This window comes from Mesorhizobium sp. KR2-14 (assembly GCF_040049255.1).
Lineage (GTDB): Bacteria > Pseudomonadota > Alphaproteobacteria > Rhizobiales > Rhizobiaceae > Pseudaminobacter.
This window is the reverse complement of the sequence record NZ_JBDZDR010000001.1, coordinates 313,812-328,877: the sequence shown is the minus strand read 5'-3', so window position 1 is coordinate 328,877 and position 15,066 is coordinate 313,812. Positions and strand designations below refer to the sequence as shown.

General features: G+C 64.4%; 18 protein-coding genes. 14 read left to right on the top strand and 4 right to left on the bottom strand.

The features are described 5' to 3' along the window. Positions 1-498 precede the first annotated feature (498 nt). The 6 genes from nrdR to ABLE86_RS01520 all read left to right on the top strand — a co-directional run bounded on the left by nrdR (position 499) and on the right by ABLE86_RS01520 (position 5,124). Positions 499-978, top strand: a complete 480-nt coding sequence (nrdR, locus tag ABLE86_RS01545) for a transcriptional regulator NrdR (protein WP_348777151.1) — start codon at positions 499-501, stop codon at positions 976-978. Continuing rightward, positions 965-2,092 carry a bifunctional diaminohydroxyphosphoribosylaminopyrimidine deaminase/5-amino-6-(5-phosphoribosylamino)uracil reductase RibD gene (gene ribD, locus ABLE86_RS01540; RefSeq protein WP_348777150.1) on the top strand — a complete coding sequence of 376 codons (1,128 nt, stop codon included), beginning with the start codon at positions 965-967 and terminating at the stop codon, positions 2,090-2,092. The genes nrdR and ribD overlap by 14 nt, the downstream gene beginning before the upstream one ends. Before the next feature lie 24 nt (positions 2,093-2,116). After that, positions 2,117-2,725 (top strand): riboflavin synthase, encoded by a 609-nt coding sequence (locus tag ABLE86_RS01535; protein ID WP_348777149.1) that lies wholly within the window; start codon positions 2,117-2,119, stop codon positions 2,723-2,725. A gap of 223 nt (positions 2,726-2,948) precedes the next feature. Next, the gene (gene ribH / locus ABLE86_RS01530; protein ID WP_348777148.1) at positions 2,949-3,404 is read left to right on the top strand and encodes a 6,7-dimethyl-8-ribityllumazine synthase; all 456 of its coding nucleotides are present in this window, start codon (positions 2,949-2,951) and stop codon (positions 3,402-3,404) included. Between the two features lie 2 nt (positions 3,405-3,406). Then, complete coding sequence (gene nusB / locus ABLE86_RS01525; protein WP_348777716.1) at positions 3,407-3,904, top strand: transcription antitermination factor NusB; 498 nt, start codon at positions 3,407-3,409, stop codon at positions 3,902-3,904. After that, positions 3,901-5,124, top strand: coding sequence for an MFS transporter (locus ABLE86_RS01520; protein ID WP_348777147.1), 1,224 nt, complete (start codon positions 3,901-3,903; stop codon positions 5,122-5,124). The genes nusB and ABLE86_RS01520 overlap by 4 nt, the downstream gene beginning before the upstream one ends. Positions 5,125-5,159: 35 nt before the next feature. Here ABLE86_RS01520 and ABLE86_RS01515 read toward each other — a convergent pair whose 3' ends face one another. Further along, a complete protein-coding gene (locus ABLE86_RS01515) occupies positions 5,160-5,477 on the bottom strand; it encodes a hypothetical protein (RefSeq protein ID WP_348777146.1) in 318 nt (105 codons plus the stop codon). Here ABLE86_RS01515 and ABLE86_RS01510 point away from each other — a divergent pair. Continuing rightward, positions 5,476-5,970, top strand: a complete 495-nt coding sequence (locus ABLE86_RS01510; protein WP_348777145.1) for a DUF2165 domain-containing protein — start codon at positions 5,476-5,478, stop codon at positions 5,968-5,970. The genes ABLE86_RS01515 and ABLE86_RS01510 overlap by 2 nt on opposite strands. Positions 5,971-6,204: 234 nt before the next feature. Continuing rightward, positions 6,205-8,343 (top strand): sodium-translocating pyrophosphatase, encoded by a 2,139-nt coding sequence (locus tag ABLE86_RS01505; protein WP_348777144.1) that lies wholly within the window; start codon positions 6,205-6,207, stop codon positions 8,341-8,343. A gap of 78 nt (positions 8,344-8,421) precedes the next feature. On the opposite strand, the gene ABLE86_RS01500 is transcribed toward ABLE86_RS01505, so the two are convergent. Beyond that, the gene (locus ABLE86_RS01500; RefSeq protein WP_348777143.1) at positions 8,422-8,928 is read right to left on the bottom strand and encodes an outer membrane protein assembly factor BamE; all 507 of its coding nucleotides are present in this window, start codon (positions 8,926-8,928) and stop codon (positions 8,422-8,424) included. 125 nt (positions 8,929-9,053) lie between these two features. Between ABLE86_RS01500 and ABLE86_RS01495 the strand changes: the two genes are divergently transcribed. The 6 genes from ABLE86_RS01495 to ABLE86_RS01470 all read left to right on the top strand — a co-directional run bounded on the left by ABLE86_RS01495 (position 9,054) and on the right by ABLE86_RS01470 (position 13,702). Next, positions 9,054-9,593, top strand: coding sequence for a ubiquinol-cytochrome C chaperone family protein (locus tag ABLE86_RS01495; protein WP_348777142.1), 540 nt, complete (start codon positions 9,054-9,056; stop codon positions 9,591-9,593). A 16-nt stretch (positions 9,594-9,609) separates the two neighbouring features. Then, positions 9,610-10,170 carry a DUF177 domain-containing protein gene (locus ABLE86_RS01490; RefSeq protein WP_348777141.1) on the top strand — a complete coding sequence of 187 codons (561 nt, stop codon included), beginning with the start codon at positions 9,610-9,612 and terminating at the stop codon, positions 10,168-10,170. Between the two features lie 109 nt (positions 10,171-10,279). Continuing rightward, a complete protein-coding gene (plsX, locus tag ABLE86_RS01485; protein WP_348777140.1) occupies positions 10,280-11,347 on the top strand; it encodes a phosphate acyltransferase PlsX in 1,068 nt (355 codons plus the stop codon). A gap of 8 nt (positions 11,348-11,355) precedes the next feature. Next, a complete protein-coding gene (locus ABLE86_RS01480) occupies positions 11,356-12,327 on the top strand; it encodes a beta-ketoacyl-ACP synthase III (RefSeq protein WP_348777139.1) in 972 nt (323 codons plus the stop codon). Positions 12,328-12,518: 191 nt separating this feature from the next. Beyond that, the gene (locus ABLE86_RS01475) at positions 12,519-12,842 is read left to right on the top strand and encodes an integration host factor subunit alpha (RefSeq protein WP_348777138.1); all 324 of its coding nucleotides are present in this window, start codon (positions 12,519-12,521) and stop codon (positions 12,840-12,842) included. Positions 12,843-13,162: 320 nt separating this feature from the next. After that, positions 13,163-13,702: a MerR family transcriptional regulator gene (locus ABLE86_RS01470; protein ID WP_348777137.1), complete on the top strand. Its 540-nt coding sequence runs from the start codon at positions 13,163-13,165 to the stop codon at positions 13,700-13,702. 24 nt (positions 13,703-13,726) lie between these two features. On the opposite strand, the gene ABLE86_RS01465 is transcribed toward ABLE86_RS01470, so the two are convergent. Beyond that, positions 13,727-14,002 carry a DUF2188 domain-containing protein gene (locus ABLE86_RS01465; RefSeq protein ID WP_348777136.1) on the bottom strand — a complete coding sequence of 92 codons (276 nt, stop codon included), beginning with the start codon at positions 14,000-14,002 and terminating at the stop codon, positions 13,727-13,729. A gap of 47 nt (positions 14,003-14,049) precedes the next feature. Further along, positions 14,050-14,949 carry an NAD(P)-dependent oxidoreductase gene (locus tag ABLE86_RS01460; RefSeq protein WP_348777135.1) on the bottom strand — a complete coding sequence of 300 codons (900 nt, stop codon included), beginning with the start codon at positions 14,947-14,949 and terminating at the stop codon, positions 14,050-14,052. Between the last annotated feature and the right edge of the window lie 117 nt (positions 14,950-15,066).

The window sequence follows — 15,066 nt, the reverse complement described above, 5'->3', positions numbered from 1 at the left end:
GTCTTCAGAACGGCTGTCGCGCTGAACCCGCGGCAGCCGTTTTGTGTTTGGGCCGAGTGGTTTGATCGCTTGTACTTTCACCGAAGTGCCGGTTTTGCCGTCGAGGCATGGATTCCCGACACTCTCCGCTCACTTCGTTCGCTCACGAGGTCGGGAAGACGAATGAGGTGTGGCTGTTCACCTTGATCGGCCTCGATCCACTAGCCACTAGCCCGACATAGGCGACGCGGTGCCGGGGGCTCAAACACCGACCATTTGTGGAAGCGGCCATGAAGCCGTCATTCCCGACCTCGTGAGCGAGTGTAACGAGCGGAGAGTGTCGGGAATCCATGCCTCGACCGTGCCGACACACAAGCCTTGGGGACATTTTCGTCCGGAAAGACAAGATACGCACCGTTCACTGCGCAACAGCGTTGGATTTCCGCCTTCTTGCTTCCTACTTGAACGGAAAGCCACTAGCTTCGAGGCCTGAAAGAATCGCGAGCGAGCGGGATATCCATGCGCTGCCCTTACTGCCAGTCGGAAGACACCCAGGTCAAAGACTCCCGTCCCGCCGAGGACGGGGCGGCAATCCGTCGCCGTCGCGTCTGCCCGGATTGCGGCGGCCGCTTCACTACCTTCGAGCGCGTGCAACTGCGCGATCTCGTCGTGGTGAAGAAGTCGGGCCGCAAGGTGCCGTTCAGCCGCGACAAGTTGCTGCGCTCGATGGAGATCGCCTGCCGCAAGCGCAATGTCGATCCTGATCGCATCGACCGCGCCGTCACCGGCATCGTGCGCCAGCTCGAGAGCTCGGGCGAGACCGAAGTCACCACCGGCGAGATCGGCCGGCTGGTCATGGAGGCGCTGAAGGCGCTGGACGACGTCGCCTATGTCCGCTTCGCATCCGTCTACCGCAATTTCCGCGAGGCCAAGGATTTCCACGACGTGCTCGGCGAACTGAAGGGCGAGGACGAAGAGGAGCAGCATGGCGAGCGCTGACGCGGATCGGCAGGCTACCGACCGCCGCTTCATGGCGGCCGCGTTGCGGCTGTCGCGCAAGCATGCCGGGCTCACCGGAACAAATCCCGCAGTCGGCACGCTCATCGTCCGCGACGACGGCAACGGCCCGGTGATCGTCGGGCGCGGCGTCACGGCCATCGGCGGCCGGCCGCATGCCGAGGCCGAGGCGCTTGCCGAGGCGGGCGAGAGGGCGCGCGGCGCTACCGCCTACGTCACGCTTGAGCCTTGCGCTCATCATGGCCGCACCCCGCCCTGTGCCAATGCTCTCGTTGCCGCGGGCATTGCCCGGGTGGTGGGCGCCGCCAGCGATCCCGACCCGCGTGTTGCGGGCAAGGGCTACGCTATCCTGCGCGCCGCCGGCATCGAGGTCGTCGAGCGAGTTCTGGCCGAGGAGGCGGCCGACCAGCTTGCCGGCTATCTGAGCCGTTCGGTCAGCATGCGCCCGCAAGTCACGCTGAAGCTTGCGCTTTCAGCCGATGGCATGATCGGTCGGCCGGGCGAGGGGCAGCTACCCATTACCGGGCCGATTTCGCGCAGGCAGGTGCATCTGATGCGCGCTGAGGCAGATGTCATCCTTGTCGGTATCAACACAGCGCTGGCCGACGACCCCGAGCTGACGGTGCGGCTGCCGGGCCTGGAAGACCGCTCGCCCATTCGTCTCGTGCTCGACCGACAGGGGCGGCTGTCGCCGCAGGGCAGGCTGGCGCGCTCGGCCGAGTCCGTGCCGGTGTTCCTCGCCGTGGGGCAGGAGGCGGATGCCGGCCGCAGGGCGGTGCTTTCGGCAATGGGCGTGAAGCTTCTGGCCACCGACGCTTTCGAAGGCCGCATCGCGCTGCCGGAACTGCTGGAAGACCTGGCCGCGCAGGGCATGATGAATGTCATGGTCGAGGGCGGGGCCGAAACGGCGCGCAACTTCCTGGCCGACGATGTGGTCGACCGGCTGGTCATCTTCCAGGGACCGGGCCGACTTGGCGCCGACGGCATTGCGGCGCCGGTCGACAGGGAGCATATCCCGGAGGGTTTTCGTCTGGTGCGCGAGGCGCGCTTCGGCGACGACACCTATGCGGAATGGGTCAAGCTTCGGACCGATTGATGTAAAGGCGCCTAGAGGTTTTAGATGTTTACCGGAATTGTCACCGATGTGGGCGCCGTCGCCTCCGTTTCACCGCTGCGCGAAGGCGTGCGGCTGCGCATCGACACCGCCTACGACCCCAAGACCATCGCCATCGGCGCCTCGATCGCCTGCAGCGGCGTGTGCCTGACCGTCGTTGCCTTGCCTGAAACCGAGTCCAACATCCGCTGGTTCGAGGTCGAGGCGTGGGAAGAAGCTCTGCGGCTCACCACCGCCTCCGGCTGGAAGGCCGGCACGCGGCTGAACCTGGAACGCGCGCTGAAGATCGGCGACGAACTCGGCGGCCACATCGTTTCCGGCCACGTCGACGGCATGGCCGAGATCGTGGCGCGGCAGGAGGAGGGCGATGCAGTCCGCTTCACGCTGGAAGCGCCGCGCGAATATGCGAAATTCATCGCGCCCAAGGGCTCGGTCGCACTCGACGGCACCTCGCTGACCGTCAACAAGGTGAACGGCAACCGCTTCGATGTGCTCCTGATCCAGCATTCGCTCACCGTCACCACCTGGGGCGAGCGACAGGTCGGCGACAAGGTCAACCTCGAGGTCGATACCATGGCCCGCTACGCCGCGCGGCTGGCTGAGGCTGCGGAGTAGCCCGCTACCACAGCCTGATCTGAGGCGTGAGCGATGGGGCGCCACGGTCGGGTTTGGCGAAAAGCGCGACGAGATCTTGGGTTCGACATTTTTTTGTCGCCCTCATGGCACACACGGGAGGAACGTTAGGGCAGTGCAAGTGCGACCCTATCGCGCCCCGGGCAATCTTGCGCTTGCGAAGTCGGCCGCTTCGGCCTAAGTCACCGCCTTTCCGGAGACCAACATGGCCAGCACACGACCACCCCACCTGCTCATCGTCGAAGCCCGTTTCTATGACGACCTGGCCGACGCACTGCTCGAAGGCGCCAAGGCGGCGCTTGAAGAGGCTGGCGCGACCTACGAAGTGGTCACGGTTCCCGGTGCGCTGGAAATTCCTGCGGTGATCTCGTTTGCGCTGGACGGAGCCGAGAACGGCGCCACCGACTATGACGGCTTCGTTGCGCTTGGCACCGTTATCCGCGGCGAAACCTATCACTTCGATATCGTTGCAAACGAGTCGAGCCGCGCGCTGATGGACCTGGCCACCGATGAATCCCTGGCCATCGGCAATGGCATTCTCACCGTCGAGAACGACGATCAGGCCTGGGCGCGCGCCCGTCGTCACGAGGGCGACAAGGGGGGCTTCGCGGCCCGCGCCGCACTCACCATGATCGCCCTGCGCAACCGTCTGGGGGCATGACGGTGACCCAACCCGAGACCGATAAACCGCAGCTTCGACAGGCCAACAAGCGCGGCGCTGCCCGCCTGGCCGCGGTGCAGGCGCTTTACCAGATGGACGTGGCCGGCAGCGGCCTGCTTGAGACCACCGCCGAATACGAAGCTTTCCGCCTGGGCAAGGAAGTCGATGGCGATCTCTACCGCGAGGCCGATGCGCAGTGGTTCCGCGCGATTCTGGCCGGCGTGGTGGAGAACCAGAAGACGGTCGACCCCATCATCCGACAGGCGCTAACCGACGACTGGCCGCTGTCGCGGCTTGATTCCACGCTGCGCGCCATCCTGCGCGCCGGCGTCTACGAACTGATGCACCGCGCCGACGTTCCCGTCGCCGTCATTGTCTCGGAATATGTCGATATCGCCAAGGCATTCTATGTCGAGGACGAGCCCAAGCTGGTGAACGCCGTGCTCGACCGCGTGTCGCGCCGTGTGCGCGGCGAGGGTCGCGGCAAGGGCGCATCGTGAGCGAGGCGGCCGAGCGCAGCGCCCGGCGAACCGCGGTCACTCTGGCCGCGGCTCAGGCCATCATCGGATCGGCCACGCCGATCTGCATCTCGCTGGGCGCGCTGGCCGGCCACTATCTTCTGGATGCAGACAAGTCGCTGGCCACAGCCCCGGTCACCGGCTTCAATGTCGGCACCGCACTTGGCGCGCTTCCCGCGGCCGTCATCATCCGCTGGCTCGGTCATCGCCATGGTTTCATGGCCGGCACGCTCGTCACCGCGTTTGGCGGCTTCATCGCCACCTTGGCGCTGTTCCAGATGAATTTCTGGCTTTTTGCCGCCGGCCTCATGGCCGTCGGCATCGGCAACGCCTTCGTCCAGCAGTTCCGCTTCGCGGCCGCGGATAATGCGCCAAGCGAATTCAAGGCGCGTGCTATTTCCTTCGTGCTGGCCGGCGGCATCATCACCGCCATTCTGGGGCCTCAGATCGTCATCTTCACGCGCGAACTGCTGGCGCCGGTCATGTTCGCCGGGTCCTTCGCGGCAATCGTGGGGCTCGCGGCCATCGGCGCCGTCATCCTGTCCTTCCTCAAGATGAAGGGCGCCGCAAAAGGCCATGGCGGCCCCCAGGACACCGGCCGCCCGCTCCTGCAGATCGTCTCGCAGCCGCGCTTCGCCGTGGCGCTGTTGTGCGGCGTCGGCTCCTACGCACTCATGACCTTCGTCATGACCGGCGCGCCGCTGGCCATGGTCGGCTGCGGCTTCTCGCCCGACGAGGCGACGCTTGGCATTTCGTGGCACGTCATGGCGATGTTCGGGCCCAGCTTCTTCACCGGCCGGCTGATCCACCGCTTCGGCGCGCCCACCATCGTGGCCGCCGGCTTCGTGCTGCTGGTGGGCTGCGCGCTGGTGGCGCTGTCGGGCATCGAGCTGTGGCAGTTCTGGACGGCGCTGATCCTGCTCGGGCTAGGATGGAACTTCGGCTTCATCGGCGCGACCGCGCTGGTCTCCGAAACCTACGAGCCGGCCGAAAAGGGCAAGGTGCAGGGTTTCCACGACTTTGTCCTCTTCAGCAGCGTCGCCTTCGCCTCGCTGATGTCGGGCCAGGTCTACAACGCGCATGGCTGGGAGATGCTGAACTGGGTGGTCTTCCCGGTTACCATCGTTTGCCTGGGGGCGCTTGCCTGGCATCTTGCCTCGCGCAGAAGACTTGCGGCGGCAGCGGCCGAAAACGAGGCCTGATAAGCCTCAAACGCGGTCGGGGTCTATTTCGGCTTTCAACCCCGCCCGCCCTGCGCCGGAAAGTCCAGCGTCACTTCCAGCCGCGTGCCGTCTTCGCCCGCAATCCATCGGCGGCGCAGCAGGGCAAAATCATGGTCTGCGCCGCCCGCATGCAGCGTAACCACGTCGCCGACTTGGCAGTCGGCGGGCAGGACGACGGCAAGAACCTTGTCCAGAATGTCTAGTCTCGCCGCGTAACTTTTGGCCGTGATGGTCAAGGCAATGACCACATCCGCCGAGATTGCGTCCCCCTCGGGACTCAGGGCCTTATGGGGCGGGTTTTTCAAGGACCCGTTCTCAGGAGCTTTCGACATGACTATCCGCTATTCCAAAATAATCATGTGTTTTTGTCTGGGCGTATTCGCTTTTCTCGTCACCTTCGGCAACATAACCGATTACGGCTCGAATTACGCCTTCGTTCAGCACGTGCTGAGCATGGACACCACTTTCCCCGGCAATGCGCTGATGTATCGTTCGATCACCAACCCGGCATTGTGGACGGCCGGCTATTGGCTGATCATCTTCGGCGAGGGGCTTACCTGCGTCCTGTTTCTGACCGCCGCCTGGAAGCTGTGGCAGGCGCGGGCGATGCCGGCGGTGGCCTTCAACCGGGCCAAGCGGTTCGTGGTCATCGCCGCCACCATGGGCTTCCTGGTCTGGTATTTCGGATTCATGGTTATTGGCGGCGAATGGTTCGCCATGTGGCAGTCGCGCACCTGGAACGGCCAGGACGCGGCTTTCAAGTTCTACATCACCATTCTTGCGGTGCTGATCTTCGTCAACCAGCCTGACGCCGAGCCGGCCTGACGCGGCCGCGAGTGATTCGCTCACGGCGGGCGCGCATCGCGGCCGCCAAGGGCATTTGCCGCGCCGGAACAGGGCGAAAGCGGCGATTCCCGAACCAAACTCCGAACAAAGCTTGACGTTCGGTAACCCGTTTCGCACAACTTGCAGCAGATCGTGCGGCAAATAGCCGCCGATCTCCATCGCGCGGCCCGGGGAGAGGGTTCTGCCGGGCCCACAATCAGGGAAGATCGGCATATGACTTTGCTTTACGTCGTCATTGCCTGCGGCTTGCTATCTGTCCTCTACGCCATCTGGGCGACACGGTCGGTACTTGCATCTGACCAGGGCAGCGCACGCATGCAGGAAATTTCTGCTGCCATCCGGGAGGGGGCACAGGCATATCTTGCGCGTCAGTACACAACCATTGCCGTGGTGGGCGTGGTTGTTTTCCTTCTGGCCTGGTGGCTGCTTTCCGCTATGGCGGCGATCGGCTTCCTGATCGGTGCGGTGCTTTCGGGCGCGGCTGGCTTCATCGGCATGCATGTGTCGGTTCGCGCCAATGTGCGCACGGCGCAGGCCGCTTCCAACAGCCTCGCGGCGGGGCTCGACATCGCCTTCAAGTCCGGCGCAATCACCGGCATGCTGGTGGCCGGCCTCGCGCTGCTCGGCGTCTCCGTCTACTATCTGGTCCTCACCGGGCCGATGGGCCTTGCGCCCGACAGCCGCGCCGTCATCGACTCGCTGGTGGCGCTGGGCTTCGGCGCTTCGCTTATCTCCATTTTCGCCCGTCTGGGTGGCGGCATCTTCACCAAGGGCGCCGACGTGGGCGGCGACATGGTGGGCAAGATCGAAGCCGGCATTCCGGAGGATGATCCACGCAATCCGGCCACCATCGCCGACAATGTCGGCGACAATGTCGGCGACTGTGCCGGCATGGCGGCCGACCTTTTCGAGACCTATGCGGTCACCGTCGTCGCAACCATGGTGCTGGGCGCGATCTTCTTCGGTGGCACCGCCGTGCTCGACAGCGTGATGCTCTACCCGCTGATGATCTGCGCCGCCTGCATCGTCACCTCGATCATCGGCACGTTCTTCGTCCGGCTGGGCGCCAACAACTCCATCATGGGCGCGCTCTACAAGGGCATCATCGTCACCGGCCTTCTGTCCATCCTCGGACTGGCGGTGGCCACATCTCTCACCATCGGCTGGGGCGAAATCGGCACGGTGGGCGGCGCTGTCGTTATGGGCAGTCGCCTGTTCATCTGCGGGGTGATCGGGCTGATTGTCACCGGCCTCATCGTCGTCATCACCGAGTACTATACCGGCACCGGCAAGCGGCCGGTCACCTCCATCGCCCAGGCGTCCATCACGGGCCATGGAACCAATGTCATCCAGGGCCTCGCGGTATCGCTGGAATCGACCGCCTTGCCGGCGATCGTCATCGTGGGTGGCATTATCACCACGTTCCAGCTCGCGGGTCTGTACGGGATTGCCATTGCTGTGACGACCATGCTCGGCCTTGCCGGCATGATCGTGGCGCTCGACGCCTTCGGGCCGGTGACCGACAATGCCGGCGGCATCGCCGAGATGGCCGGTCTGCCGAAGGAGGTGCGCCAGTCCACCGACGCGCTCGATGCGGTGGGCAACACCACCAAGGCAGTCACCAAGGGCTACGCCATCGGCTCGGCTGGCCTCGGCGCGCTGGTGCTGTTTGCCGCCTATTCCAACGACCTGCGCTACTTCGCGGCCAATGGCGACAAGTTCCCCTACTTCCAGGGCATGGGCGAGGTCTCCTTCGACCTGTCCAATCCCTATGTCGTCGCCGGCCTGATCTTCGGCGGCCTCATTCCCTATCTATTCGGCGGCATGGCCATGACGGCGGTTGGCCGCGCTGCCAGCTCGATCGTGGAGGAAGTGCGCAGGCAGTTCAGGGAAAATCCGGGCATCATGGCCGGCACGCAACGGCCGGACTATGCCCGCGCGGTCGACATACTGACCCGCGCGGCGATCAAGGAGATGATCGTGCCGTCGCTGCTGCCGGTGCTGGCGCCGATAGTCGTCTATTTCGGCGTGCTGCTCATCTCCGGCTCCAAGGCATCGGCCTTTGCTGCGCTGGGCGCCTCGCTGCTAGGCGTCATCGTCAACGGCCTGTTCGTCGCCATCTCCATGACTTCGGGTGGCGGCGCTTGGGACAATGCGAAGAAATCCTTCGAGGACGGCTTCACCGACAAAGGCGGAGTCCGGCACCTCAAGGGCTCGGAGGCCCACAAGGCTTCTGTCACCGGTGACACGGTGGGCGATCCCTACAAGGACACCGCGGGGCCGGCGGTGAACCCGGCAATCAAGATCACCAACATCGTCGCGCTGCTTCTGCTCGCCGTTCTGGCGCACTAGCGAGGGCTTCGCCGACAAAGAAAAACCCGCGGAGCGATCCGCGGGTTTTTTCGTATCCGTCAAAGCCGTCGCGGGCTGCTAGCTCGGGCCGCCCATAGGAAGGGCGGGCTTGGTGCGGCCGGAAATGAGCTGGCCGATGAAATTCTGGTCCTTGCCGCTCGTCGGCGTCGTGCGCGCGATGAAGTCGAACACCTTGCCGTCCTTCATGCCGTAGTTGGCGATCTGGGTCACGCGGCCGTCAGTGCCGAAATAGACCGCCAGAACCCGCTGGTCCACCAGATGCGGCTTCATGAAGGCTACCGGCCGCTTGCGGGTCTGCGAGATGTAGTAGAACACCTCGTTGTCGAAGGTTGCGGTCGTCGAGGGGCTGCCAAGCGCAAGCAGAACCTGCTCGCGGCTGGAGCCGACCGGCACCAGGTCGATCTGCTGCTGGTCAATGACATAGCCCTGCGTCAGCGTTTCGCCCGGGGTCAGCCCGGCGAAGGTCTGGGACGAGTTGCATCCGGAAAGCATCGCGACTGCAACAATCGTTGCCGCGCCAAGAAGGGCAGGCGAATGGGTGGTCTTGAATTTCAGCGAGTCCAACAACAACTCCTTCAGATCAGTCAGGCGCCCGCACCTTGCACAGAGCCGCAAAACGGGTAAACCAGCTTGCGCGCCGATGCAACACAGCCGCGCCCCGAAACGGGTCCCCACGGAGGCTGCCCCCCATGTTCCAGCGCCTGTTTGGCCGCGAACGCAAGAACCGAGCAATTACCGACGCGCTCTATGCCGAAATCGTGGCAGCGGCGCGGCAGCCGGTGCTGTATGCCGAATGGGAAGCGCCCGATACGCCCTTGGGCCGCTTCGAGATGCTGGCGCTGCATATGTTCCTGTTCCAGCACCGGTTGCGCGACGAGGCTGGCGCCTCGCGCGACATCGCGCAGACGTTGATCGATGATTTCTTCGCCGATGTCGAACAATCGCTGCGCGATTTCGGGATAGGCGACATGGGCGTGCCGAAGCGCATGAAGAAGCTTGCGCGCATGTATTATGGGCGCACCGCCGCCTATTCCGACGCGCTGGAGCGCGAAGACAGGGTCGCCTTGGCTGCCGCGCTCGAACGCAATGTGCGCCCCGACAGCTTGCCCTGGCCGCAGGCCGAGGCGCTTGCCGCCCACGTCATCGATACCCACAAGGCGCTCGCCGCCCAGGCGTCGGACGCCATTCGGGCCGGAACGATCCACTTCCCGCCCGCCCATGCAGCCTAACAGGACGGAGGCCCCGATGAGACACCACAAGCAACCGCCGGCCAGCCCGATCTCCTTCGTGGCCAATGTCGCACGCATGCCGCAGAAGGGGCTGCCCGTGGTCATCGAGGCAGACGAGAAGCAGCGCGAAGCGCTCGCCGAGGCCCACGGCCTCGAGGCGGTAAAGAGTCTACGCGCGGAACTCATGGTCACGGCGTGGAAGCGCAACGGCGTCAGGGTAGCCGGCACTGTCGTGGCCGATATCGTGCAGACCTGCGTGGTCTCGCTCGAGCCGGTCGAGAACCACATCGAGGAAGAGGTCCAGGGACTTTTCCTGCCGGAAGATTCCAAGCTTGGGCGCCTTGGCTTCGATGGTGGCGGTGAAATCATGCTCGATGTCGAAGGCCCCGACAGCCCGGAAACCTTTGCCGGCGACACGATCGACGTCGGCGCGCTGGCGGAGGAATATTTCGGTCTGGCCATCGATCCCTATCCGCGCAAGCAGGGCGCTGCGATCTCGTCGAGCGCCGACGAAACGGACGAGCCTGTCGAAGGCGAATTGCAGCGAAAGCTGCGGGCCGTCGTCGACAAAAGCTGAAGACTTCACCTATCGTTGCGAATTGGCGGTTGTGCGCTGCCTTAAAACCGCTATTTTCGCCAAGCTTTCAGCAAGCTTGCCTTTCCGACCAATGTGAGATGAACACCGCGTGATCAGGATATCCATCGATGCCATGGGCGGCGACCACGGGCCTGCGGTCATCATTCCCGCGCTCGTGGCGGTAGCCACGCGCCGCAACGATGTGCGTTTTGTCGTCTTCGGGCGCGAGGACGTCGTGCGGCCCGAGCTCAACAAACATCCCAGGCTCGCCGAAATCACCGAGTTTCACCACTGCGATGTCGCCGTGGGCATGGACGACAAGCCCAGCCAGGCGCTGCGCCATGGGCGCGGCAAGTCTTCGATGTGGCAGGCGATCGATGCCGTCAAGAACGGCAGCGCCGATGCCTGCATCTCGGCCGGCAACACCGGCGCGCTGATGGCGATGTCGAAATTCTGCCTGCGCACCATGGCCACCATCGACCGGCCGGCCATTGCCGCCATCTGGCCGACAACGCGCGGCGAGAGCGTGGTGCTCGACGTGGGCGCCACCATCGGGGCCGACGCCCACCAGCTCGTCGATTTCGCTATCCTCGGCTCGGCCATGGCGCGCGCGCTGTTCGGCATGGAGCGCCCGACGGTCGGCCTGCTCAATGTCGGCGTCGAAGAGATCAAGGGCCAGGAAGAGGTCAAGGATGCCGGCCGCCTTCTGCGCGACGCCGGCCAATTGGCCATGGACTACAAGGGCTTCGTCGAGGGCAACGACATCGGCAAGGGCACCGTCGACGTGGTGGTGACCGAAGGCTTCGCCGGCAATATCGCGCTCAAGACCGCCGAGGGCACGGCGCGCCAGATCGCCGAATATCTGCGCGCCGCGATGAGCCGCACGCTGATGGCGCGAATCGGCTATCTCTTCGCCAAGGGTGCCTTCCAGCGCCTGCGCGAGAAAATGGACGTGCGCAGGGTCAATGGCGGCGTCTTCCTCGGGCTGAACGGCATAATCGTCAAGAGCCATGGCGGCGCCGACTCGGAAGCCTTCGCGGCGGCGATCGAACTCGGCTATGACATGGTCAGGAATCGCCTGCTGGACCGAATCGAGGCCGACCTCGACCTTTTTCACGCGCGGCGCCCGCAATCGACCGCCCGGCCCGCCGAACCGGCGGACGACAGTAACGAATAGGACTTTCAATGATCAGATCGATTGTGCGGGGCATCGGGTCCGCGCTGCCGCGCCGCATAATGAAGAATTCCGACTTCGAAAGCGTGGTGGAGACATCGGACGAGTGGATCGCGCAGCGCACCGGCATCCGACAGCGCCATATAGCGGCCGACGACGAGACGACCGCCTCGCTGGGTGAAGCGGCGGCGCGCGCAGCGCTCGACAATGCGGGGCTGACCCCGGCCGACATCGACCTGATCGTGCTTGCGACCTCCACGCCCAACAACACTTTCCCCGCCACCGCGGTCGAGATCCAGAACCGGCTCGGCATGCATCACGGCTTCGCCTTCGACATGCAGGCGGTGTGCTCGGGCTTCGTCTATGCCATCACCACGGCCGATCTCTACATTCGCGGGGGCATGGCCAGGCGCGTGCTGGTGATCGGCTCCGAAACCTTCTCGCGCATCCTCGACTGGAGCGACCGCTCCACCTGTGTGCTGTTCGGCGACGGCGCGGGCGCGCTGGTGCTGGAAGCCGATGAAGGGCAGGGCGCCATTGCCGATCGCGGCATTCTGGCGGCCAGCCTGCGCTCCGACGGCGCGCACAAGGACAAGCTCTATGTCGATGGCGGCCCTTCCACCACCGGCCAGGTCGGCCATCTGCGCATGGAAGGCCGCGAGGTCTTCAAGCATGCGGTGGGCATGATCACCGACGTGATCGAGGCGGTGTTTGCCCAGTCCGGCGTCGGCGCCGACGACATCGACTGGTTCGTGCCGCATCAGGCCAACAAGCGCATCATCGACGCCTCCGCCAGGAAGCTCGGCATCGCCGAGGAAAAGACCGTGGTCACGGTCAACCTGCATGGCAACACCTCGGCCGCGTCCGTGCCGCTGGCGCTTTCGGTGGCGGTGGCCGATGGCCGCATCAAGAAGGGCGACCTCGTTCTGCTCGAGGCGATGGGCGGCGGCTTCACCTGGGGCGCGGTGCTGCTGCGCTGGTAAGCGTGCCCGGGCGGGCGTTGAAAGCGCCCGCCGCACATGGCCAACAGAGGCGTGCGCCGGCCCCGCGGCGGCGAAAACGATTCAAAATCAATTGGAAAGACCCAATGTTGGGTCCTTGACCTCGTCGGGGCAATTTTCTAACGTCTCGCTTAATCGCAATTTCAGTTGTCTCTTGGATGGTTGCCGCTCGCATGGCAGGAAAGACACTTACGCGCGCCGATCTTGCAGAAGCCGTGTACCGAAAGGTCGGCCTTTCCCGCACAGAATCCGCGCAGTTGGTCGAGGCCGTTCTCGATGAGATCTGCGAAGCGATCGTTCGCGGCGAGACTGTAAAACTTTCTTCCTTCGCCACCTTCCACGTTCGCGACAAGAACGAGCGCATCGGCCGCAATCCCAAGACGGGCGAGGAAGTGCCCATCCTTCCGCGGCGGGTGATGACCTTCAAGGCCTCGAACGTGCTGAAAGACCGCATCCTCAGCGCGCACCAGAGCAAGGGCAAGGCCGGCGAGAAGTAGGCCTGCGGCTCGGCGCTTTCGGGCCCGCGCTTGCGGCGCGGTTGATAAGGCCACCGGCGATTTCGGCCGGGCTTGAATGTTGCGGCACAAATCGCTGAAATAAAGTACGAATCGGCTTTGTGCGATCTCGGTTGCCGGGCAGTACTGCCGCGGGTCGTGTTTTCAACCACGATCCAGGTACGGAAACCGGTTTTCGACGAAAAGATTGCGGCCGAACAACAAGATAGGCCCGTGTCCCGCAGCGGCGAGGCACGGCCTTCGAGACGAAGCCCCATCGCGAAGGCCGTGCGATCGGGCTGCTTGCGAGCGAGGGTTGCGCCATGGAAAAAAGTCCCGACGCCTTCCGCACCATCAGCGAGGTAGCCGAAGACCTCGATCTGCCGCAGCACGTGCTGCGTTTTTGGGAAACGCGCTTCACCCAGATCAAGCCGATGAAGCGCGGTGGCGGCCGCCGCTACTACAGGCCCCAGGATGTCGAGCTGATCAAGGGCATCCGCCACATGCTCTACGACCAGGGCTATACCATCAAGGGCGTGCAGAAACTGCTGCGTGAAAACGGCAACCAGTTCCTGGTCGCGATCGGCAATGGCGATGTCGCGGCGGTGGAAGCCATCGCCCAGCGCAAGCAGACCGAAGCCACGCCGATGACCCAGGCCGCGCAGCCGCGCCTGGATGAAGAGATGGTGGTAGGCGAGCCGCGCGCCAAGCCGAGCCGCCGTTTCTTCGGCCTTGGCAAGGCAGACGACGAGGGGCCGGTGCAACCCGGCAGCGGCAAACTCTCGCGAGACAACCGCGCGCTGCTGCAGGAAGCGCTGTTCGACCTGCTGGAATGCAAGCGGCTGCTTGACCAGGTTCGCTGACCTGCTCAAGCGGCCTCCGGCCGTTTAGCTGTCCGTCTTGTCGTCGGTTTCGGAAGCCGGCGCGTCGGTCACCTCGGTCTCCGGGCGGTCGCTTCCTACCGCCAGTTCCTCGTGCCATTCGCCTTCCGAATCCTGGTAGGAAATGCCTTCGGTCTTGCCCGACAGCCGCTGCTCGGCTGCCGCAGCCCTGGCGGCGTTCAGCGCTTCCTCATGGGTGCGGAAGGTCTCGGAATACACGTCGCCGAGCTTGTAGGCCCAGCCACCGTCGTGTTCCACGATCTGGTAGGTCACCTTGTTCATCGTCATGCTCCCGTTCTCAAACCGGCATGCATGACAGGGGGCTGACGCTATCTGTCGAGCCGCGCCATAAGCGAGCACGTGTCCCAGCGTCCGCCGCCCATGCCCTGCACTTCCTTGTAGAACTGATCGACCAGCGCGGTGACGGGCAGCGCCGCCCCGTTGCGGTCGGCCTCCTCGAGGCAGATTTTCAGGTCCTTGCGCATCCAGTCCACTGCGAAGCCGAAGTCGTACTTGCCGTCGCGCATCGGCTTGTGACGATTTTCCATCTGCCACGATCCGGCCGCGCCCTTGGAGATCACCTCCACCACCTTCTCGATGTCGAGCCCGGCGCGCTTGCCGAAGTTGATGCCTTCGGCCAGGCCCTGCACCAGCCCGGCAATGCAGATCTGGTTGATCATCTTGGTGAGCTGGCCCGCGCCCACCGATCCCATCAGCCCCACCATGCGCGCATAGGCATCGATCACCGGACGCGCCTTGTCGAACACCTCCTGCTCGCCGCCGACCATCACGGTCAGCACACCGTTTTCGGCGCCTGCCTGACCGCCGGAAACCGGCGCGTCGAGGAAGAAGAAGCCGCGCTCCTGCGCCGCTGCCGCCAGTTCGCGCGCCACCTCGGCCGAGGCCGTCGTGTTGTCGATGAAGATCGCGCCCTTCTTCATCGACTGGAAGGCGCCGTCCGGTCCAATGGTCACGCTGCGCAGGTCGTCGTCATTGCCCACGCAGCAGAACACGAAGTCCTTGCCTTCGGCGGCTGCACGCGGCGTCGGTGCATGAGCGCCGCCATGTTCGGCCACCCACTTCTGCGCCTTGGCTGCGGTGCGGTTATAGACGGTGACGTCGTGGCCGCCCCTGTTCTTCAGATGGGCGGCCATCGGATAGCCCATCACGCCCAGTCCCAGAAACGCCACCGATGCCATTCTCGATCCTCTCGCTGATTTTTTTTGCATAGTGCTGTCAGCGCAAGGTCTATGGCATGGGCGGAATTCGTCAAGGGAGAGCTACGCGTGGCGACTGGTCCAGCAGCAGCGATGACAGGTCCGGGGCAGGTGAGCCAGAGGCGCCGA

Excerpts from the sequence above, each read along its gene's own strand:
- nrdR (WP_348777151.1), top strand. The coding sequence starts at position 499 with ATGCGCTGCCCTTACTGCCAGTCGGAAGACACCCAGGTCAAAGACTCC.
- ribD (WP_348777150.1), top strand. The coding sequence starts at position 965 with ATGGCGAGCGCTGACGCGGATCGGCAGGCTACCGACCGCCGCTTCATG.
- ABLE86_RS01535 (WP_348777149.1), top strand. The coding sequence starts at position 2,117 with ATGTTTACCGGAATTGTCACCGATGTGGGCGCCGTCGCCTCCGTTTCA.
- ribH (WP_348777148.1), top strand. The coding sequence starts at position 2,949 with ATGGCCAGCACACGACCACCCCACCTGCTCATCGTCGAAGCCCGTTTC.
- ABLE86_RS01510 (WP_348777145.1), top strand. The coding sequence starts at position 5,476 with ATGACTATCCGCTATTCCAAAATAATCATGTGTTTTTGTCTGGGCGTA.
- ABLE86_RS01515 (WP_348777146.1), bottom strand. The coding sequence starts at position 5,477 with ATGTCGAAAGCTCCTGAGAACGGGTCCTTGAAAAACCCGCCCCATAAG.
- ABLE86_RS01505 (WP_348777144.1), top strand. The coding sequence starts at position 6,205 with ATGACTTTGCTTTACGTCGTCATTGCCTGCGGCTTGCTATCTGTCCTC.
- ABLE86_RS01495 (WP_348777142.1), top strand. The coding sequence starts at position 9,054 with ATGTTCCAGCGCCTGTTTGGCCGCGAACGCAAGAACCGAGCAATTACC.
- ABLE86_RS01490 (WP_348777141.1), top strand. The coding sequence starts at position 9,610 with ATGAGACACCACAAGCAACCGCCGGCCAGCCCGATCTCCTTCGTGGCC.
- ABLE86_RS01480 (WP_348777139.1), top strand. The coding sequence starts at position 11,356 with ATGATCAGATCGATTGTGCGGGGCATCGGGTCCGCGCTGCCGCGCCGC.
- ABLE86_RS01475 (WP_348777138.1), top strand. The coding sequence starts at position 12,519 with ATGGCAGGAAAGACACTTACGCGCGCCGATCTTGCAGAAGCCGTGTAC.
- ABLE86_RS01470 (WP_348777137.1), top strand. The coding sequence starts at position 13,163 with ATGGAAAAAAGTCCCGACGCCTTCCGCACCATCAGCGAGGTAGCCGAA.
- ABLE86_RS01465 (WP_348777136.1), bottom strand. The coding sequence starts at position 14,002 with ATGAACAAGGTGACCTACCAGATCGTGGAACACGACGGTGGCTGGGCC.
- ABLE86_RS01460 (WP_348777135.1), bottom strand. The coding sequence starts at position 14,949 with ATGCAAAAAAAATCAGCGAGAGGATCGAGAATGGCATCGGTGGCGTTT.